13 protein-coding genes are annotated in these 16,299 nt (G+C 70.7%); 9 read left to right on the top strand and 4 right to left on the bottom strand.

Going from position 1 to position 16,299, the window contains the following annotated elements; translation table 11 throughout:
• Positions 1-782 (top strand): hypothetical protein (locus IT293_09640; GenBank protein ID MCC6764913.1); only part of this gene is annotated, 782 nt, incomplete at its 5' end.
• Positions 782-1,756: an alpha-L-glutamate ligase-like protein gene (locus IT293_09635; protein MCC6764912.1), complete on the top strand. Its 975-nt coding sequence runs from the start codon at positions 782-784 to the stop codon at positions 1,754-1,756. The genes IT293_09640 and IT293_09635, both read left to right, overlap by 1 nt.
• A 28-nt stretch (positions 1,757-1,784) precedes the next feature.
• Here IT293_09635 and IT293_09630 read toward each other — a convergent pair whose 3' ends face one another.
• Positions 1,785-2,693 carry an NUDIX hydrolase gene (locus IT293_09630; GenBank protein MCC6764911.1) on the bottom strand — a complete coding sequence of 303 codons (909 nt, stop codon included), beginning with the start codon at positions 2,691-2,693 and terminating at the stop codon, positions 1,785-1,787.
• A 188-nt stretch (positions 2,694-2,881) separates the two neighbouring features.
• Here IT293_09630 and IT293_09625 point away from each other — a divergent pair, with 188 nt between their 5' ends.
• The 7 genes from IT293_09625 to IT293_09595 all read left to right on the top strand — a co-directional run bounded on the left by IT293_09625 (position 2,882) and on the right by IT293_09595 (position 12,223).
• Positions 2,882-6,685 carry a hypothetical protein gene (locus tag IT293_09625; GenBank protein ID MCC6764910.1) on the top strand — a complete coding sequence of 1,268 codons (3,804 nt, stop codon included), beginning with the start codon at positions 2,882-2,884 and terminating at the stop codon, positions 6,683-6,685.
• Positions 6,686-6,745: 60 nt separating this feature from the next.
• The gene (locus tag IT293_09620) at positions 6,746-7,996 is read left to right on the top strand and encodes a HEAT repeat domain-containing protein (GenBank protein ID MCC6764909.1); all 1,251 of its coding nucleotides are present in this window, start codon (positions 6,746-6,748) and stop codon (positions 7,994-7,996) included.
• A gap of 23 nt (positions 7,997-8,019) precedes the next feature.
• Positions 8,020-9,054 carry a HupE/UreJ family protein gene (locus IT293_09615; GenBank protein MCC6764908.1) on the top strand — a complete coding sequence of 345 codons (1,035 nt, stop codon included), beginning with the start codon at positions 8,020-8,022 and terminating at the stop codon, positions 9,052-9,054.
• Between the two features lie 110 nt (positions 9,055-9,164).
• Complete coding sequence (locus IT293_09610) at positions 9,165-9,791, top strand: ribonuclease HII (protein ID MCC6764907.1); 627 nt, start codon at positions 9,165-9,167, stop codon at positions 9,789-9,791.
• 131 nt (positions 9,792-9,922) lie between these two features.
• Positions 9,923-10,594, top strand: coding sequence for a lipoyl(octanoyl) transferase LipB (lipB, locus tag IT293_09605; GenBank protein ID MCC6764906.1), 672 nt, complete (start codon positions 9,923-9,925; stop codon positions 10,592-10,594).
• A complete protein-coding gene (gene lipA, locus IT293_09600; GenBank protein MCC6764905.1) occupies positions 10,591-11,445 on the top strand; it encodes a lipoyl synthase in 855 nt (284 codons plus the stop codon). Before lipB ends, lipA begins: the two co-directional genes overlap by 4 nt.
• 154 nt (positions 11,446-11,599) lie before the next feature.
• Positions 11,600-12,223, top strand: coding sequence for a glutathione S-transferase family protein (locus tag IT293_09595; GenBank protein ID MCC6764904.1), 624 nt, complete (start codon positions 11,600-11,602; stop codon positions 12,221-12,223).
• Between the two features lie 61 nt (positions 12,224-12,284).
• Here IT293_09595 and IT293_09590 read toward each other — a convergent pair whose 3' ends face one another.
• The 3 genes from IT293_09590 to tldD are packed head-to-tail and all read right to left on the bottom strand — an operon-like array spanning position 12,285 to position 16,252.
• A complete protein-coding gene (locus IT293_09590; GenBank protein ID MCC6764903.1) occupies positions 12,285-13,433 on the bottom strand; it encodes an AI-2E family transporter in 1,149 nt (382 codons plus the stop codon).
• Between the two features lie 15 nt (positions 13,434-13,448).
• Positions 13,449-14,786 carry a TldD/PmbA family protein gene (locus IT293_09585; GenBank protein MCC6764902.1) on the bottom strand — a complete coding sequence of 446 codons (1,338 nt, stop codon included), beginning with the start codon at positions 14,784-14,786 and terminating at the stop codon, positions 13,449-13,451.
• A 23-nt stretch (positions 14,787-14,809) separates the two neighbouring features.
• A complete protein-coding gene (tldD, locus tag IT293_09580; protein MCC6764901.1) occupies positions 14,810-16,252 on the bottom strand; it encodes a metalloprotease TldD in 1,443 nt (480 codons plus the stop codon).
• Positions 16,253-16,299 lie beyond the last annotated feature (47 nt).

Raw genomic sequence — 16,299 nt, 5'->3', positions numbered from 1 at the left:
TCTGGAGCATGGCGCGGGCGAACCTGATCGACGGCGTGCCCATGGTCGAGGCGGCGTCGCTCTGGGACCTGCGCCCGCAGGTCATCGACGCCGACGACGTGCGCGGGCTCGCCGGCTTCCGGCGCGGACTCGTGCGGGCCTGGTCGGCGGCCGTCCTCGCGCAGGTGCCGCTGCAGGCCATCAACCTGATCCTGGTCCTGCCGGTCATCGCCTGCCTCGTCGTCGTCTTCCGGAGCGTGATCGGCATCGAGACCTTCGGCACGTTCGCGCCGGTGATCGTGTCGCTCGCCTTCCTCATGACCGGCCTCACCTGGGGCGTTACGATCTTCTGCGTGATCGTCGGACTCGGCGTGGTGCTGCGGAGCGCGCTCCAGTGGTTCCGCATCCAGCTCGTGGCGCGCCTCGCGGTGCTGATCGCGCTCGTCTCGGTGATGATGGCGGGGCTCACGGTCGCGGGCGCGTACCTCGGCGTCGGCGCGCTGTTGAACGTCAGCATCTTCCCCATGGTCATCATGTCGAACGTGATCGAGAACTTCACGACGACGCAGGTGGAGCTCGGCACCCGCGAGGCGATCCGGCTCACCCGCAACACGCTCGGCGTCTGCGCGGCATGCTACCTCGTGATCGAATGGGCGGGGTTGCAGTCGATCGTCCTGTCGTTCCCCGAGGTGTTGCTCCTGGTGGTCGGGCTCGAGATCGCGATCGGCAAGTGGCGCGGGCTCCGGCTGCTCGAGTACCTGCGCTTCTCCGAACTCGGCCGCCCGACGGGGAACGGCGCCTGATGCTCGCGGCGATGCGCCGCCTGCGGCGGGCGACGCTCGGCATGAATCGGCGGAACCTCGAGTTCCTGGTCCCCTACAATCCGCCGGCGCTCTTCGCCGTCGTCGATTACAAGCCGGGCACCAAGCGCCGGCTCGCGGCGGCGGGCATCCCGGTGCCCGCCACCTACGCCGAGCTCGCGCGGCAATGGGATCTCCGCCGGCTCGACGCCATCCTCGGCGCGCGCTCGAGCTTCGTCGTGAAGCCGGCGCGCGGCGCGGGCGGCGGCGGCGTCGTAGTGATCGGCGAGCGCGCCGGCGACCGCTTCGTCAAGGCGAGCGGCGCGACCATGTCGCTCGCGGAGCTCGCGGCGCACTGCTCCGACATCCTCGCCGGCGCCTACGCGTCGAGCACCCACAGCGACGAGGTCCTGATCGAGCACCGCGTGCAGGTCGATCCGGTGCTCGGCGCCATCAGCTATCGCGGCGTGCCGGACGTGCGGATCCTGGTCTTCCGGGGCGTGCCCGTGCAGGCGATGGTGCGGCTGCCGACGCGGGCGTCGGATGGGCGCGCGAACCTCCACATGGGGGGCATGGCGGTCGGCATCGACCTGGTGCGGGGCGTCACGACCCACGGCGTTCTCGCCGGTCGCCCGACGGCGCGCCATCCCGACCTCGATCGGCCGGTGGCGGGACACGCCATTCCGGAATGGGACCGCATGCTCGCGATCGCGGCGCGGTGCCACGACGCGATCCCGCTCGGGTACCTCGGCGTCGATCTGGTCGTCGACGCCGCGCGCGGCCCGCTCGTGCTCGAGCTGAACGCGCGTCCCGGCCTGACGATCCAACTCGCCAACCGGCGCGGCCTCCGCGTCGGTATGGAGGCGCTGGCCGCCGCCGACCTCGCGGGCGCGACCGTCGAGGACCGCCTCGCGCTCAGCCGCCGCCTCGCCTCCGGCGCCTGGCCAGGATCGGGCATGAAGCGTCGGTTGCCGTAGGCGGTTTCCGTGTGAGCCGCGAAACGGCTCAGCGGATGCCGCGGAAGCGCCGCCAGCCGGCGTCGTCCATGATGATGCGGTTCAGCCGACCATCACGCTCGGCGGGGAGGGCGGCGCCCGGCTCCGTCTCGTCGTAGTCGACGTCCCCCGGGTAGAGGACCCCCATGCGGTCGCCGATCTGCACCACTTTCGGAAGGATCGGCGTGACGGTGCGCTCCCGCGTGCTCGCCAGGACGCGCGCCATCGTGCCGAGGTCGATGAGCTCCTCGAGCGTCCGGGCCTGCGGAGGGGTGAGGACGATCGAGCCGTCGACCGCTCCCGCGAGGGCATCGGCCGGGGTCCACCACGCGGCCGAGGTCGTTTCCCGTTCGTCGTGGAGCGGCGCCTGGTCGGCGGGAACGGGGGCGACGAAGAAGCGGGCGTCATAGCGGCGGGGGGCATGGACCGGCGTGATCCACCGGCTGAAGTAGCCGAGGTCGCCGGTCCGGAGCGTCAGGCCTTCGCGGCGGACGATCTCTGCGAATGCGACGGCGCCGCCGAGGAGCGCGCGCCGATGCGCCGCGAAGCGCTCGCGGGTCGCCGGGTCGCCGAAGCCGAGCGGGGCGCCGTGGGCGTCGTTGGCGAGGAGGATGCCGGCTTCCTCGAAGAGCTCGCGGATCGTCGCGGCGAGGAACGCGAGGGCGGCCGCGGGGGCTCCGGCGCCGCCGAGGATGGCACGTGCCGTGTCGGGCGTCATGGGGGCCGACATGGCGGCGTGGAGGTCGGCCGCGTGATCGGCGGGATCGACGAGGCCGCCGGGGAAGACGTGGGCGCCGGCGAAGGCGCGGCTCTCGGCGTGGCGCCCGACCAGGAGGACCTCGAGCCGCCCGGGGACGGGCTCGCGCAGGAGGGCGACGGTCGCGGAGTCGACGGGAACCGGGGGGGCGTGATCCGGCATCGGCGGACCCTCGGGCAAGCGGCTCCGGGTGTCAAGCGCCCGAGATTTTGCTTGACATTTCGGGCTTCGACTCCGTACGTTCCGAGGCACGCTCGCCTTTCGCCATCCGGAAGTGCCGTCGTCTGCGCACGCCTCGTCGTGAGCAGTGTGTTCGCGAGTTCACCGTGCCGTTGCCGAGGAGGATCCCGATGAAATCCGCGCTTCGCCTGGCCCTGTCGATCGTCGCGCTCGCGACGTCCGCCGCGCTCGCTCCCCACGCGAGCTTCGCCGCCTGCTCGTCCGGCGGCAGCGTCTCGAACGTCGCCGACTGCGTACCCGAAGGCGTGAAGTCGACCGACTGCGCGCTCGAGTGGTCGATCTCGCCGGTCCCGCCGCTCGATCCGAAGAAGGGCGTGCCGACCAACAAGATCGTCTGCCTCGACAATGACCCGGCCTGCGACGCGGACAACACCCCCGGCCAGTGTACCTTCATGGTGGGCGCCTGCGTGAACGTGGTCGACGGCCGCTTCACGTGCACGCCGAGCAATGCCGACACCTACCTCCTCAAGAAGCCGAGCGCGAAGGACGCGACGCGCCCCGACAAGAACCCGTTCGCGCGCGACAACTTCCGGAACGTCGACCTCGGCCTCGACGCCGCCTTCCCGACCGCGTCGACCAACGTCTGCTCCGAGGAGCGCGCGTTCGTCGTGCCCCTCAAGAAGGGCACCAAAAAGGCGACGCTCCAGATCCAGGCGGTCGCGACCGACACCGGCCTCGTGTCCGACAAGGACACCATCAAGTTCACCTGCGCGCCGAACCCGGGCATCGCGACGATGCCGATCGCGTCGGCGCAGCAGATCGCGAATGCGGCCGAGCTGATCGGCGGCCCGCTCGCGATGGGACGCGTCGGCGACTGGCTGATCGAGAACGACAAGGTGCGCTTCGTGATCCGCGACGTCGGCCGCGATTTCAGCTTCATGCTGACCTACGGCGGCCACTTGATGGACGCCGACTTCCAGCGGGCGAGTGGTCCGGGCCGCGACAACTTCCTCGGCATGACGCCGCTCATCAACATCTCGTCGACCGACAACCCGACCAGCATCACGGTCCTGAACGACGGCGCGAGCGGCGGCCCGGCGGTTCTCCAGACGAGCGGCCCCGACGATCTCTTCGACCCGATCGATCCGGCCGTCGCGATCAAGGGCTTCTCGGGATCGCTGTCGATCCCGCCGTTCGCGATCGACAACGACATCCCCGTTACGGTCATCAACGAGTACACCCTGAGCCCGGGCGACGACTTCATGAAGATCGAGACCATCGTCCAGAACGACGGCGCGAAGCGGCTCGAGATCTACGCCGGCGACTACACGAGCGGCGGGGGCCAGCTCGAGGTCGTGGCTCCGGGCCTCGGCTTCGGGGAAGCCGCGCTGCGGCTCGGCGGTACGCCGGCGAACGAGATCTCGCTCTATCCGTTCACCTACCTCGGCTGGTTCGGGTTCGGTGAGTCACAGGGGGTCTCCTACGGCTTGATTCCGCAGCTCTCGATCGACACCAGTGCTTTCTCGCAGTCGGGAGTCGTCGTGCCCGTCTACGGCCAGAGCCTGCTTTCGGTCCTGTCGGCGGGCGACCAGGGCGTGTGCTCGAAGACGTCCGGGGGTGTGCCGTGCGGCGGCACCGGGCAACCCGCGTGCGACGTCGTCTGCGAGATCAACACCGATTGCGAACCGCCCGACCAGGCGATCGACATCGGGCCGTGCAAGAACGGCAAGCCGGCCGGGGAGCTGTCGCTTGCCGTTGGCGGGCAGGGCTCCTACACGCGATGGTTCGCGGTTTCCGACAACGGCATGGGCCGCGTCGTCGACGCGCGACACAAGCTCGTCGCGCGCGGCGAGATCATCGACGACGGGCTGAAGACGGGCTACGTCCAGGGCACGGTGCGCGTGGGCGGTGTGCCGGTCGACGGCGCGCGCGTCTCCATCGTAAAGGCGCCGGGCGCGCGCTTGTCGCAGTACGCCGTCATGAACGTCTTCGAGACCAAGGACGGCGGCTTCTTCCAGGGCACGCTCCCGGTCGGCGACTACCGCGCGATGGTGAAGATCCCCGGGTATCCGTACGAAGGGGGCGGAGCGTCCCCGACGCAGCACCAGATCTCGGTGAAGAAGGTCACGGTCGTCGACTTCGACGTGCCCGCGACCGGGTTCGTGCGGGTCGACGTGACCAACGGCGTCACGTCCGATCCCATCGCGGCCAAGGTCTCCGTCGTGGGCGCCGCGCAAGCCGTGGATCCCGGCATCGACGAGACGATCTTCGGCTCGCTCCACGCCTTCGGCAACATCTTCGGATACGACGCGCGCGAGAAGGTGGCGATCCACGGCCTGCCGCAAGTGCAGTTCGCGGGCCCGAGCGGCAGCACGCCGGTCTTCGCGTTGCAGCCCGGGAGTTACCAGATCGTCGTGTCGCACGGCCCCGAGTACTCGGTCAGCAAGACCAATCTCACGGTGGTTGCCGGCGCCGCCGCGACGCCGCAGGTCGTGACGGCGTCGGTCGTGCCGGTCGTCGATACGACGGGCTTCGTCTCGGCCGACCACCACGTCCACCTCATCAACAGCCCCGACTCGGCCGTCTCGAAGAAGGAGCGCATCGTCACGATGCTCGCCGAGGGCGTCGACTACTTCGTGGCGAGCGACCACGACTTCAAGACCGACCTCACGGCCGACGTCGCGGCGCTCGGCGCGTCGTCGCTCATCAAGGCCGGCCTCAGCAACGAGGTCACCTATTTCGACAGCGGCCACTTCGGCGCCTACCCGGTGGACATCGTGCCGGGAAGCGTCACCGGCGGGGGGATCGATTGGGGCCGCGCGGGAGTGCCGGCGGGGCTCGGGTATCCGTCCAACGGCAGCTACGACCTCAGCATCAATGAGGTGGCGCTCACCGCCAAGGGCGCGCCGCACAATGCCACGGTCGTCCAGGCGAACCACTTCAACAGCGGCACGCTCGGCTATTTCCGCACCTCCGGCATCGACTCGACGGTGGCGCCGCCGCAGTCGAGCACGCCGCCGGCGAACATTCGCCAGGATCCGAGCGTCACCAACCTGTACAGCGACGAGCTCACCGCGCTCGAGCTCTGGATCGAGAGCAGCCGCGACCAGAACCCCCTCGCGCTCGGCGAGAACCTCGGCGACTACATCAGCATGCTCAACAACTTCGACTCGACGCACCCCCTGCTGCGCAAGGGCATCGTCTGCGACTCCGACACGCACTCGACGACCATCGTCCAGGCGGGCGGACCGCGGAACATGCTGGCGTCGGCGACGGACGACCCGGCGCTCCTCGACCCGGCGGATCTCGCCGACAGCGTGAACGCGGGCCGCAACGTCTGCACGAGCGGTCCATTCATGCGCGTCAGCGTCGAAGGCAACCCCGGCCTGTTTGCGAGTCACGACCTCGCCGACCCGCTCCTCGTGCTGGCCAACGGCGGGAGCGCGACGGTCCACGTCGACATCCAGAGTCCAACTTGGGCCGAGTACGACCGGGTCGAGATCTACGTCAACAACACGCCCTCGTGCGTGCCCACGTCCCCGAACTTCGTCGGCGGCGTGAAGAAGGTCTGCACCCCGACGCCAGATTTCGTGATCACGCCGACCAAGAGCACGGTGCCGGTGAACGGCGACTTCCGGCTCGAGTCGAGCTCGGATCAGCCACTCACGATCACGCAGGATTCGTGGGTGATCGTCGCGGTGCGCGGCCAGGACGGCATATCCAAACCGCTCTTCCCGATGAACCCGCAGTCGATGTTCGACAAGGCCTGCAATACGGATCCGTGCAAGCGCTGCGGCTTTACCGGCGCCGGCGCCTGCCCGTTCTTCGGAACCTGCACGGTACTGAACCAGACCGTTGCCGAGCTCAGCGACGGCAACCTCGGGCAGTGCGGCGTGACCGCCATGGCGATCGCGAACCCGCTCTTCATCGACTTCGACGGCGACGGCCTCTACAAGGGCGTCGCGCTTCCGTAAGCTGGCTCCGGTCGACTGGGGGCGTTCCCAAGCGGGATCGCCCCCAGTAGAACCTTCCGCATGATGCAAACGACCGCGGCGCGGCGCCGCTGGGCGACCGTGTCCGCCTTCTTCGCTGCTGTCGTGCTGGCGGGCTCCGCCGACGCGGCCGACCTCTTCACGGACATCGATGGATCGGACCTCGTCGTGCGGGGCACGGTCGAGTCCAGCACCCCGTCCGCGGATGCGAAGCTTCAGGTCTTCCGGATCCGGATCGGACGAGTGCTGAAAGGAGAGGCGGTGGCCGGCGAGACGATGGCGCTCGCCCAGGAGATGCTCTTCGCCACGACCAAGCCGTACTTCGTCGCCGGCGCCGAGACGCTGGTGCTGGCCGTGCCGCTTCCGAACTTCTCGAGCTTCCGGAAGGTGCTGCCGGAGGGTACGTACTGGCGCTGGACCCAACGCCTCGACACCGTGAACGACGTGGCGTGGCTCACCGATCGTGCGGTGACGGAGCGTGTCGCCGCGTACCTCGCGGCGCGTGACGACGATGAGGCCGCCGCGGACTTCTTCGTCGCCACCCTCGTGGGTCCGGAGGCGGCGCTCCGTGCGCATGCGCTCGCGGCGATGACGTCGCGGCGCACGCTCGTTCCGCTGCTCGACACCGGGCGGCTCGCGCCTCTCGCGGCCTGGCTCGGCGACGGGCGCCAGCCGCTCGCGGAGCGAGCGGCGGTGATGGTGCGGCTCGCGCGCGCCGGTGCTCCGGGAATGGGTGACCTCGCCGAGGCGCAGCTCGGCGACGCCGGCGGGCTGCAGCCGGCGGCCTTGGACGTCCTCGTGACGCTTGGCCGTCTGCCGCCGACCGATCGCCTGCTCGCATGGAGCCGGAGCGGCGACGATGCCCTCCGCCTGGCGGCATGCCGGGGGCTGATCAAGGTCGGGACGCCGGAGGCGCTCGGGCGCGTCGCCGAGACGCTCGCCGCCGACGGCTCTCCGAACCTCCGGCTCGAGCTCTCGAGGTCCCTCGGGGGCGTGCGGGACGCGCGCGTCGTGAAGGTCCTCGGAGACGCCATGGCGACGGGGGAGAAGCCGATGGTGCTCGCGGCCGCCGACGCGCTCGCCGAGATCGCGACGCCCGAGGCGATCGAGGTGTTGCGCGTGACGCTCGAAGGAGGGCGCCCCGACGCGCAGACCGCGGCCGCGTTCGCGCTCAAGCGCAGCGGCAAGCCCGAGGCGCAGGAGATCCTCGAATCGCTCGAGCGGAGCCACGCCGACCCGCAGGTGCGCCGCCTCTGCAAGCTCGCTCTCGGCGAGTCGATGCACGAGCACTGAGGGCGCGCGGCCTGCCCGCTCGGGTGATCCGCTGCGCCGCGGCGCTGATCGTCGGTCTCCTCGGCGCGACGCCCGTCGCCGCGCACCAGCAGGGCATCGGCTACTCGGACGTCGTGATCGCGAACGGCGAGGTGCGCTTCGACCTCGTGCTCTCGGTGCACGATCTCGCGGCGGACGTCGACGGCGACGGCGCCACGAGCGACGCCGAGGTGCGGAGCCGGTTCCCGCGTCTCGCCCGCCGCTTCGCCGCGGCGCTCGTCGTCGAGGCCGGGGGCACGCCGTGTCCGTTGACGCTCCGCGACTCGACGCTGGAGCCGAACGAGCTGGTGCGTTTCCGCCTGACGGGCCCGTGCCCCGACGCGTCGCCGCTGCGGGTCGTCGTGCGGCTCCCGGCGCTCACGGCGGTGGACGGGCAGAATCTCGCGAAGATCCGCGTCGGCGGCGCGCTCATCGAGCACGTCTTCACGCCGACGGATCAGGAGGCCGTGCTCGGCGAGACGAGCGGGGGATTCTGGCCCGCGTTCCGCCGCTTCTTCGTGCTCGGCGTCGAGCACATCGCGACGGGGTACGACCACATCCTGTTCCTGGTGGCGCTCCTGCTCGTCGGCGGAGGCCTGCGATCGCTCGTGGCGGTGGTGACGGCGTTCACGGTCGCGCATAGCGTGACGCTGAGCCTCGCCGTGCTCGACGTGGTGGCGCTGCCGGCGCAACTGGTGGAGAGCGCGATCGCGCTTTCGATCGCCTGGGTGGCGCTCGAGAACCTGCTCCTCGACCGGACGCGCGGACGCTGGCGCGTCACGTTCGTGTTCGGACTCGTGCACGGGTTTGGCTTCGCGTCCATCCTCCGCGAGATGCACCTGCCGCGGGAAGGCTTGATCGCGTCCCTCCTGGCGTTCAATCTCGGGGTCGAGGCGGGACAGCTCGTGGTGGTGCTCGTGACGTTCCCGATGATCGCGGCGATCGAGCGGAGCAGGCATCGCCGCGCGGTGGTCGTCGTCGCCTCCGGAGCGATCCTCGTCATGGCGCTCTGGTGGTTCGGTGAGCGGGCGTTCGGATGAGGTCCGACTTGACAGGTCGGGGGTCGCGTGCGAGCTGCGAGCCTCTGGAGGACGCGGTGGGGACTCGGAAAGCTGGCGCGACGCGACCCGCGACCACGGGGACGCGCTCGGTGCGGGAGACGGCGCCGTACGTCGAGCGGCTCCTGTGGAGCGCCGGCCTCGCGCGCGTCGCGGGCGTCGATGAGGTGGGCATGGGCCCGCTCGCGGGCCCGGTCGTCGCGGCGGCGGTCGTCTTCGCTGCCGGTGCGACCCCGCTCCGGGGCATCGCGGACTCGAAGCTCCTGTCGGCCCCGGCGCGGGAGGAGGCGGCCGCCGCCATCCGGGAGACCGCGCTCGGCGTCGGCCTCGGCGTCGTCGATCCGGAGGAGATCGACCGCCTGAACATCTACCGCGCCGGGCTCGAGGCGATGCGCCGGGCGGTGGCTGCGCTGCCGTTCGCTCCCGACCACCTCGTGGTCGACGCGCGGCACATCCCCGATCTCGACGTGCCGCAGACGCGCTACGTCCGAGCCGACGCGATCGTCTACTCGGTCGCGGCGGCGTCGATCGTCGCCAAGGTGCATCGCGACGGACTGATGCAGGCCGTCGACGCGCTCTATCCGGTGTACGGCTTCGCGCGCCACGTCGGCTACGCGACGCCCGAGCACCTGCGGGCGCTCGCCGCGCACGGACCGACGCCGTTGCACCGCCGGTCGTTCGCGCCGTGCGCCGCGGCCGCGGCGCGCGCCGGCGCGTGATCGCTTCCCTGGGTTTCGAAGGCCGTCGCCCATCCCTATAATCGTCGCGTGGGCATCGACGGCGTCATGGCGGGGCGGTTCCTCGAGGAGCTGAAGCGCCTGCTCGAGGGCCCGATCGGGTTGGTGGTCGCGTGAGCGCCGGCGTCGCGGCCGGACGCTGGTCGGAGCCCTCGCGTCTCGAGGTGCATCGCCTCGGCCGGCTCGACTACGCAGCGGCTCTCGCCGTTCAGGAGGCGGCGCGCGATCGCGTCCTCGCCGGCGGCCCGGAGCAGGTCCTGCTCGTCGAGCATCCGCCCGTGATCACGCTCGGACGCCGCGGCGACGCCCGCCACGTGCTTGCCCCCATCGCGCCCGTCCTGCGCGTGAACCGCGGCGGCGACGTCACCTACCACGGTCCGGGCCAGCTCGTCGGGTATCCGATCATCGATCTCGGACGCTGCGAGCGCGACGTCGACCGCTACTTGCGCGCGCTCGAAGCAGTGGTGATCGCCGTGGCTGCCCGTTGCGGGCTCGCGGCGCGTCGGCGGCGCGGTTTTACCGGAGTGTGGCTGGGGAACGCCAAGCTCGCGGCGATCGGGGTCGGCATCCGGCGCTGGATCACGATGCACGGCTTCGCGCTCAACGTCGCCGACCTCCGGCGCGAGTTCGCGGCCATCGTGCCGTGCGGTCTCGCCGACGTCGGGGTGACGTCCCTCGAGGAGGCGATGGGAGCCCGTCCGGCGATGGCGGAGGTCGAGGCGCTCGTCGTCGACGAGTTCCTGCGGGTCTTCGAGGGCGTCGACGACGCCGAGAGGCGCCCGTGACGATCGCACGGCGCCACCCCGACTGGATCAGGAGCCGCGCACCGACGGGAAAAGCGGTCGCGGAGACGCGTGCCACCGTGCGTGCGCTCGGCCTCCACACGGTCTGCGAGGAGGCGCGGTGTCCGAACCTCGGCGAGTGCTGGTCGCACCACACGGCGACCGTCATGCTGCTCGGCGACACCTGCACGCGCGCGTGTCGCTTCTGCGCGGTTGGCCATGGCAGGCCGCTGCCGGTCGATCCCGACGAGCCCCGGCGCGTCGCGGAGGCCGTCGCGCGCCTCGGCTTGCGGCACGTCGTCATGACCTCCGTGAACCGGGACGATCTCCCGGACGGTGGGGCCGCGCACTTCGCGGCGGCGGCATCGGCGGTGAAGGCGCTCGTACCCGAGTGCACCATCGAGGTCCTGATCCCCGACCTCCAGGGCGACCACGCGGCGCTCGCGACGGTCGTCGCGGCGCCGATCGCGATCCTGAATCACAACACGGAGACGGTGCCGCGGCTCTACAAGCAGGTGCGGCCCGGCGCCACGTACGAGCGCTCGCTCGGGATCCTGCGCGCGGCGAAGGGGATGCGTCCGGACGTCCGTACCAAGACCGGGCTGATGCTCGGGCTCGGCGAGCGCCTGGACGAGGTGCTCGCGGTGCTCGCCGACGTGCGCGCGACCGGCTGCGACGTGCTGACGCTCGGTCAGTATCTCCGCCCGAGCGCGGAAGAGCTTCCCGTGGATCGCTACGTCGCGCCGCAGGAGTTCGCCGCGCTCGGCGACGAGGCGCGCCGCATGGGGTTCGCCTACGTCGAATCGGGTCCGCTCGTGCGCAGCTCGTATCACGCATGGCAACACCTGCCCTGAGCGGAAGGCCACGCCGCTGCGCGCGGAAATCCCGAAAAATAGGCGAAAAAATCATGCGATCAGAATTGCGGACGCCAGCCGTTTCCCATAAGGTCACGCGATTCAGAGGGCCGTCGGATGGGCGGTCCGAACACGGTTGGGGCGAGGTGTTTGCATGTTGAAACTGTACGACTCTCCAGAGTGCCCGTTCTGCCAGAAGACCCGGATCGTCCTGGCCGAGAAGGATCTGAGCTTCGAGATCGTTCCGGTGGACCTCAAAGCCGGAGAGCAGAAGCGCCCGGAGTTCCTCAAGCTGAACCCCTTCGGCAAGGTGCCGGTGCTGATCGACGACGAGATGATCGTGTACGACTCGACGATCATCAACGAGTACCTCGAGGACGAGTACCCCCACCCGCCGCTCCTGCCGTCGGACTCCTCCGCGCGCGCCCGCGTGCGGACCTTCGAGGACTACGCCGACAACGCCTTCATCCCGGTCACGGGCATCATCATGAACGAGCTCAACAAGCCCGAGGGCGAGCGCGACGGCGACAAGCTGGCGAACGCCCGCCAGCAGGTGCAGCGCATGCTCGCCGTCATCGACGGATCGCTCGCCGGACGTCAGTGGCTCGCGGGAACGTTCTCGCTCGCCGACGTCGCCTTCGCGCCGCGCGTGGTGATCCTGGGCGCGCTCGGCGTCGAGCTCGATCCGGAATGGAAGAACGTCGCGGGCTGGATCCAGCGCCTCAATCAGCGCGCCAGCATCCACGACCTCGCCGGCCTGGAGGCCTGGCGCAAGTAGTCGTCGACGGCGTCACGCCTCGCCCCGAGGCGTCACCCCGTCCCCTCCGAGGCGCGCCCCGTCACGCCTCCACGCGGCGCTCGTGCTCGACCGTCGCGAACTGCTCCTGGTAGATCCGGATGAACGCGATCGCGATCGCCAGGAGCACCGGTCCGAGGAAGAGGCCGAGCACGCCGTAGACCTGCACCCCGCCGAGGATCCCGAAGAAGAGGAAGAGGGTGGGGAGGCGGGTCTGGCCGCCGATCAGGAGCGGGCGCAGGACGTTGTCGACCATGCTGATCACCACGGAGCCGTACACGAGGAGGATCAGCGCGCGGAAGTAGTCGCCGGTCGCCGCGAGGTAGATCGTGCACGGGATCCATACTCCGGCGGCCCCGACGAACGGGACGAGCGACAGGATCCCGGCGGCGACGCCGAGGAACGCCGTGTACGGGAGGCCGAGGGCCCATAGCGCGACCCAGGTGAGCACGCCCTGCGCGAGCGCGGTCGCGACCATGCCCTGCGTGACCGCCGAGAGCGTCTGGTAGAGCACGCTGAAGATCGCGTCCTTGTGGGCCGGGTCCATGGGGATCATGTTGCGCAGCGCGCGGTACATGCGCTCGCCGTCGCGGAAGAGGAAGAAGAGCGTGAACACCATGATCGTGAAGTCGAAGAGGAACACGGCGACGTTCTTCGCCACCGACGTTACCTGCGCGACGATCAGCGTGCCGACCGTGTCGACGCTCGAGCGCGCGACCGCGTTCCAGTCGATCTCGTAACCTTCGAGGCGGTCGATCCAGCGGCCGAGCCGCGATTGCCGGAGGCGATCGACATCGGCGGCGAGCGTCCCCGAGCCGACGTACTGGCTCGCGCGCTGGTAGAACCCGATGGCTTCGTGCGTGATGACGCTCGAGAGCGAGATCGTCGGCAGGAGCACGCCCCCGGTGATCGACAGGGTCAGCGCGAGCGCCGCGACCGTCTCGCGCCCGCCGCACCACCCCAGCACGATGCGGAACAATGGGAAGAACAACATCGCGAGGATCGCCGCCCAGACGATCGGGACGAGGAAGCCCGAGAATACCGCGTAGAGCTGCCAGAGGAGGAAGAGGAACGCGGCGAAGAAGAAGTAGACCACCACCTGGCCGCGCGCGAGTCCGAGGCTGGCGGTGAAGCTCGATCGGCGCGGCTCGGGGGGCGGCGCGGGCGACGAGGGGGGCGGCAGGGGCGACATGCGCGCGGTGGGTTTCTAGGATCCGGCGATCGTCATGTGACCGATCTTCAGCGTGGGGGCGGCCATGGCGCCGCGGAACTCGAGGTCGGCGCCGACCATCTCGACATTGCGGAACATGTCGAGGAGATTGCCGGCGATCGTGATCTCCTCGACGGGGTGCACGATCTCACCGTGCTCGATCCAGAGCCCGGCGGCGCCGCGCGAGTAGTCGCCGGTGACGGCGTTCACGCCGAAGCCGATGAGCTCGGTGACGAGGAGCCCGCGCTCGACCGAGGCGACGATCGACTCGAACGAATGCGGCCCGGCCTCCAGGTAGAAGTTCGTCGGGGCGGCGCTCGGAGCGTCGCCGATGGCGCGCGCCGCGTTGCCCGTCGACGTCAGCGCGAGACGCTTGGCCGAGTACGTGTCGAGCAGGTAGCTCCTCAGCACGCCGCGCTCGACGACCACGGTGCGGCGGGTCGGCAGGCCTTCGGCGTCGAACGGCCGCGACCCGTGGCCGCGCGGCATCCGGCCGTCGTCGATCACCGTCATGCAGGGGGCCGCGATCGTGTCGCCGAGCCGCCCCAGCAGGAACGAGGTGCCGCGGTAGAGGCTCTGGCCCGTCACCGCCCCGGCCAGGTGCCCGAGGAGCGAGACCGCCACCGGCGCCTCGAAGATCACGGGCGCCTCCTGTGTCTTCACGCGCCGGGCGCCGAGGCGGCGCAGCGTACGCGCGGCGGCGCGCTCCCCGATCGCCACGGGGTCGTCGAGGCGGGCAAGATGGCGGGCGCGCGCGTACCAGAAGTCACGCTGCATGCCGCCCTCGTGGCTCGCGACGGGCTCGACGCCGAGGTGGAAGCTCGAGCGACGGTAGCTGCCCGCGAAGCCGAGCGTCGACGCGTAGGCGATCGTCGAGGCGTCCTGCGAGAACTCGGCGCCCTCGGAGTTGGCGAGCCGCGGATCGACCGCGAGCGCGGCGCGTTCGGCGGTGCGGGCCTGAGCGAGGGCGTGGTCGGGGTTCGGTGCGTCCGCGGTTTCATCGTAGAGGTCGAGGTCGGGCGCGTCGGTCGCGAGGGCGCTCGGATCGGGGAGGCCCGCGAGCGGGTCGGACGCGGTCACGCGCGCGAGCCCGACGGCATCCGCGGCGAAGCGCGCGAGCCCGCCCGGTGAGAGGTCGGCGGTGGCGGCGATCGCGACGCTCGCGCCCGCGAAGACGCGGAGGCCGAGCCGGCGCTCGCGCGCGTCCGTGAGTTTCTCGATCTCGCCGAGGCGGACGCCGGCCGCGAACGCGGTGCTCTCGACCAGCACGGCGTCGGCGCCGACCGCGCCGGCGCGCGTCGCGTGCTCGAGCACGCGACGCAGGGTGCCCTCCATCTCGGGGCCCTCGGCGCGCGTGCTCACGCGCGCGTCCCGCCGACCGTGAGCCCGTCGATGCGGATCGTCGGCAGCCCGACCCCGACCGGCACCGATTGACCGTTCTTGCCGCAGGTGCCGATGCCCTCGTCGAGCTGGAGGTCGTGTCCCACCATGCCGATACGCGTCAGCACGTCCGGGCCGTTGCCGATCAGGGTCGCGCCTTTCACCGGCCGCGTCATCTTGCCGCCCTCGACGAGGTACGCCTCGCTCGCCGAGAACACGAACTTGCCGTTCGTGATGTCGACCTGGCCGCCGCCGAAGGACACGGCGAAGAGGCCGCGGTCGACCGAGCGCAAGATCTCGTCCGGGGTGGAGTCGCCCGCCAGCATGAACGTGTTGGTCATGCGCGGCATCGGCGCGCTCGCGAAGCTCTCACGGCGGCCGTTGCCGGTCGGGGCGACCCCCATGAGGCGCGCGTTCAGCCGGTCCTGCAAGTAGCCGCGCAGGATGCCGCGCTCGATGAGCACGGTCCGCCGCGTCGGGGTTCCCTCGTCGTCGACGTTGAGCGAGCCGCGGCGGTTCGCGATCGTGCCGTCGTCGATGACGGTGCAGAGCTCGGAGGCGACGCGCTCTCCGAGGAGGTTCGCGAAGGCCGAGGTGCCCTTGCGGTTGAAGTCGCCCTCGAGGCCGTGCCCGATCGCCTCGTGGAGGAGGATGCCGGGCCAGCCGGGGCCGAGCACGACCGTCATCTCGCCCGCCGGCGCGTCGACGGCGTCGAGGTTCAGCACCGCTTGACGCGCGGCCTCGCGCGCGAAGCGCAGATGGCGATCGCCTTCGACGAGGAAGCCGAATGTCTGTCGCCCGCCGCCGCCATAGGTGCCCTGCTGGCGGCCGGTGGCGCCCTCGGCGATGCAGGTGACGTTCAGGCGGGCGAGCGGCTGTACGTCGCTCACGAGGCGGCCGTCGGCGGTCGCGATCATGACGAGCTTCTGCTCCATCGCGAGCGACGCGAAGACGTTCTTGATGCGCGGATCGAAGGCGCGAGCGGCTCGGTCGACGGCCTCGAGCAGCTCGACCTTGGCGGTGAGGGGCGCGTCGAGCGGCGAGGCGGGGAGGGTGTAGAGCTCGCGCTCGGAGCGGGTCGAGCGGACCGCGACGGCGTGCGCGTCGCCGCTGCCGCTCGCGATGTGCCCGGCGGTGCGGGCCGCCTCCGTGAGCGTCGTGAGCGTGACGTCGTCGGTGTAGGCGTAGCCCGTCTTCTCGCCCGCCACGACGCGCACGCCGACGCCCTGACGCACGTCTTTGTTGGCCTTCTTGACCTGGCCTTCTTCGAGGCTCAGGGCCTCGGCGGTGCGGAACTCGAAGTAGAGGTCGCCGTCGTCGGCGCGGCGCGCGAGCGCGGAGCCGAGCACGCGCTCGAGCGCGTGCGGCGACACCCCGTACCGCTCGCGAAAGAACTCCTCAGGGACGACCCGATCCGCCATCACACCCCTTTGCGATCTCGGCACGCTAGCAGATGGCCCGGGGCGGG

The organism is Deltaproteobacteria bacterium (assembly GCA_020848745.1).
Classification (GTDB): domain Bacteria; phylum Desulfobacterota; class Binatia; order UTPRO1; family UTPRO1; genus UTPRO1.
The sequence above is the reverse complement of the archived record's forward strand: the minus strand, read 5'-3'. Positions and strand labels throughout refer to the sequence as shown.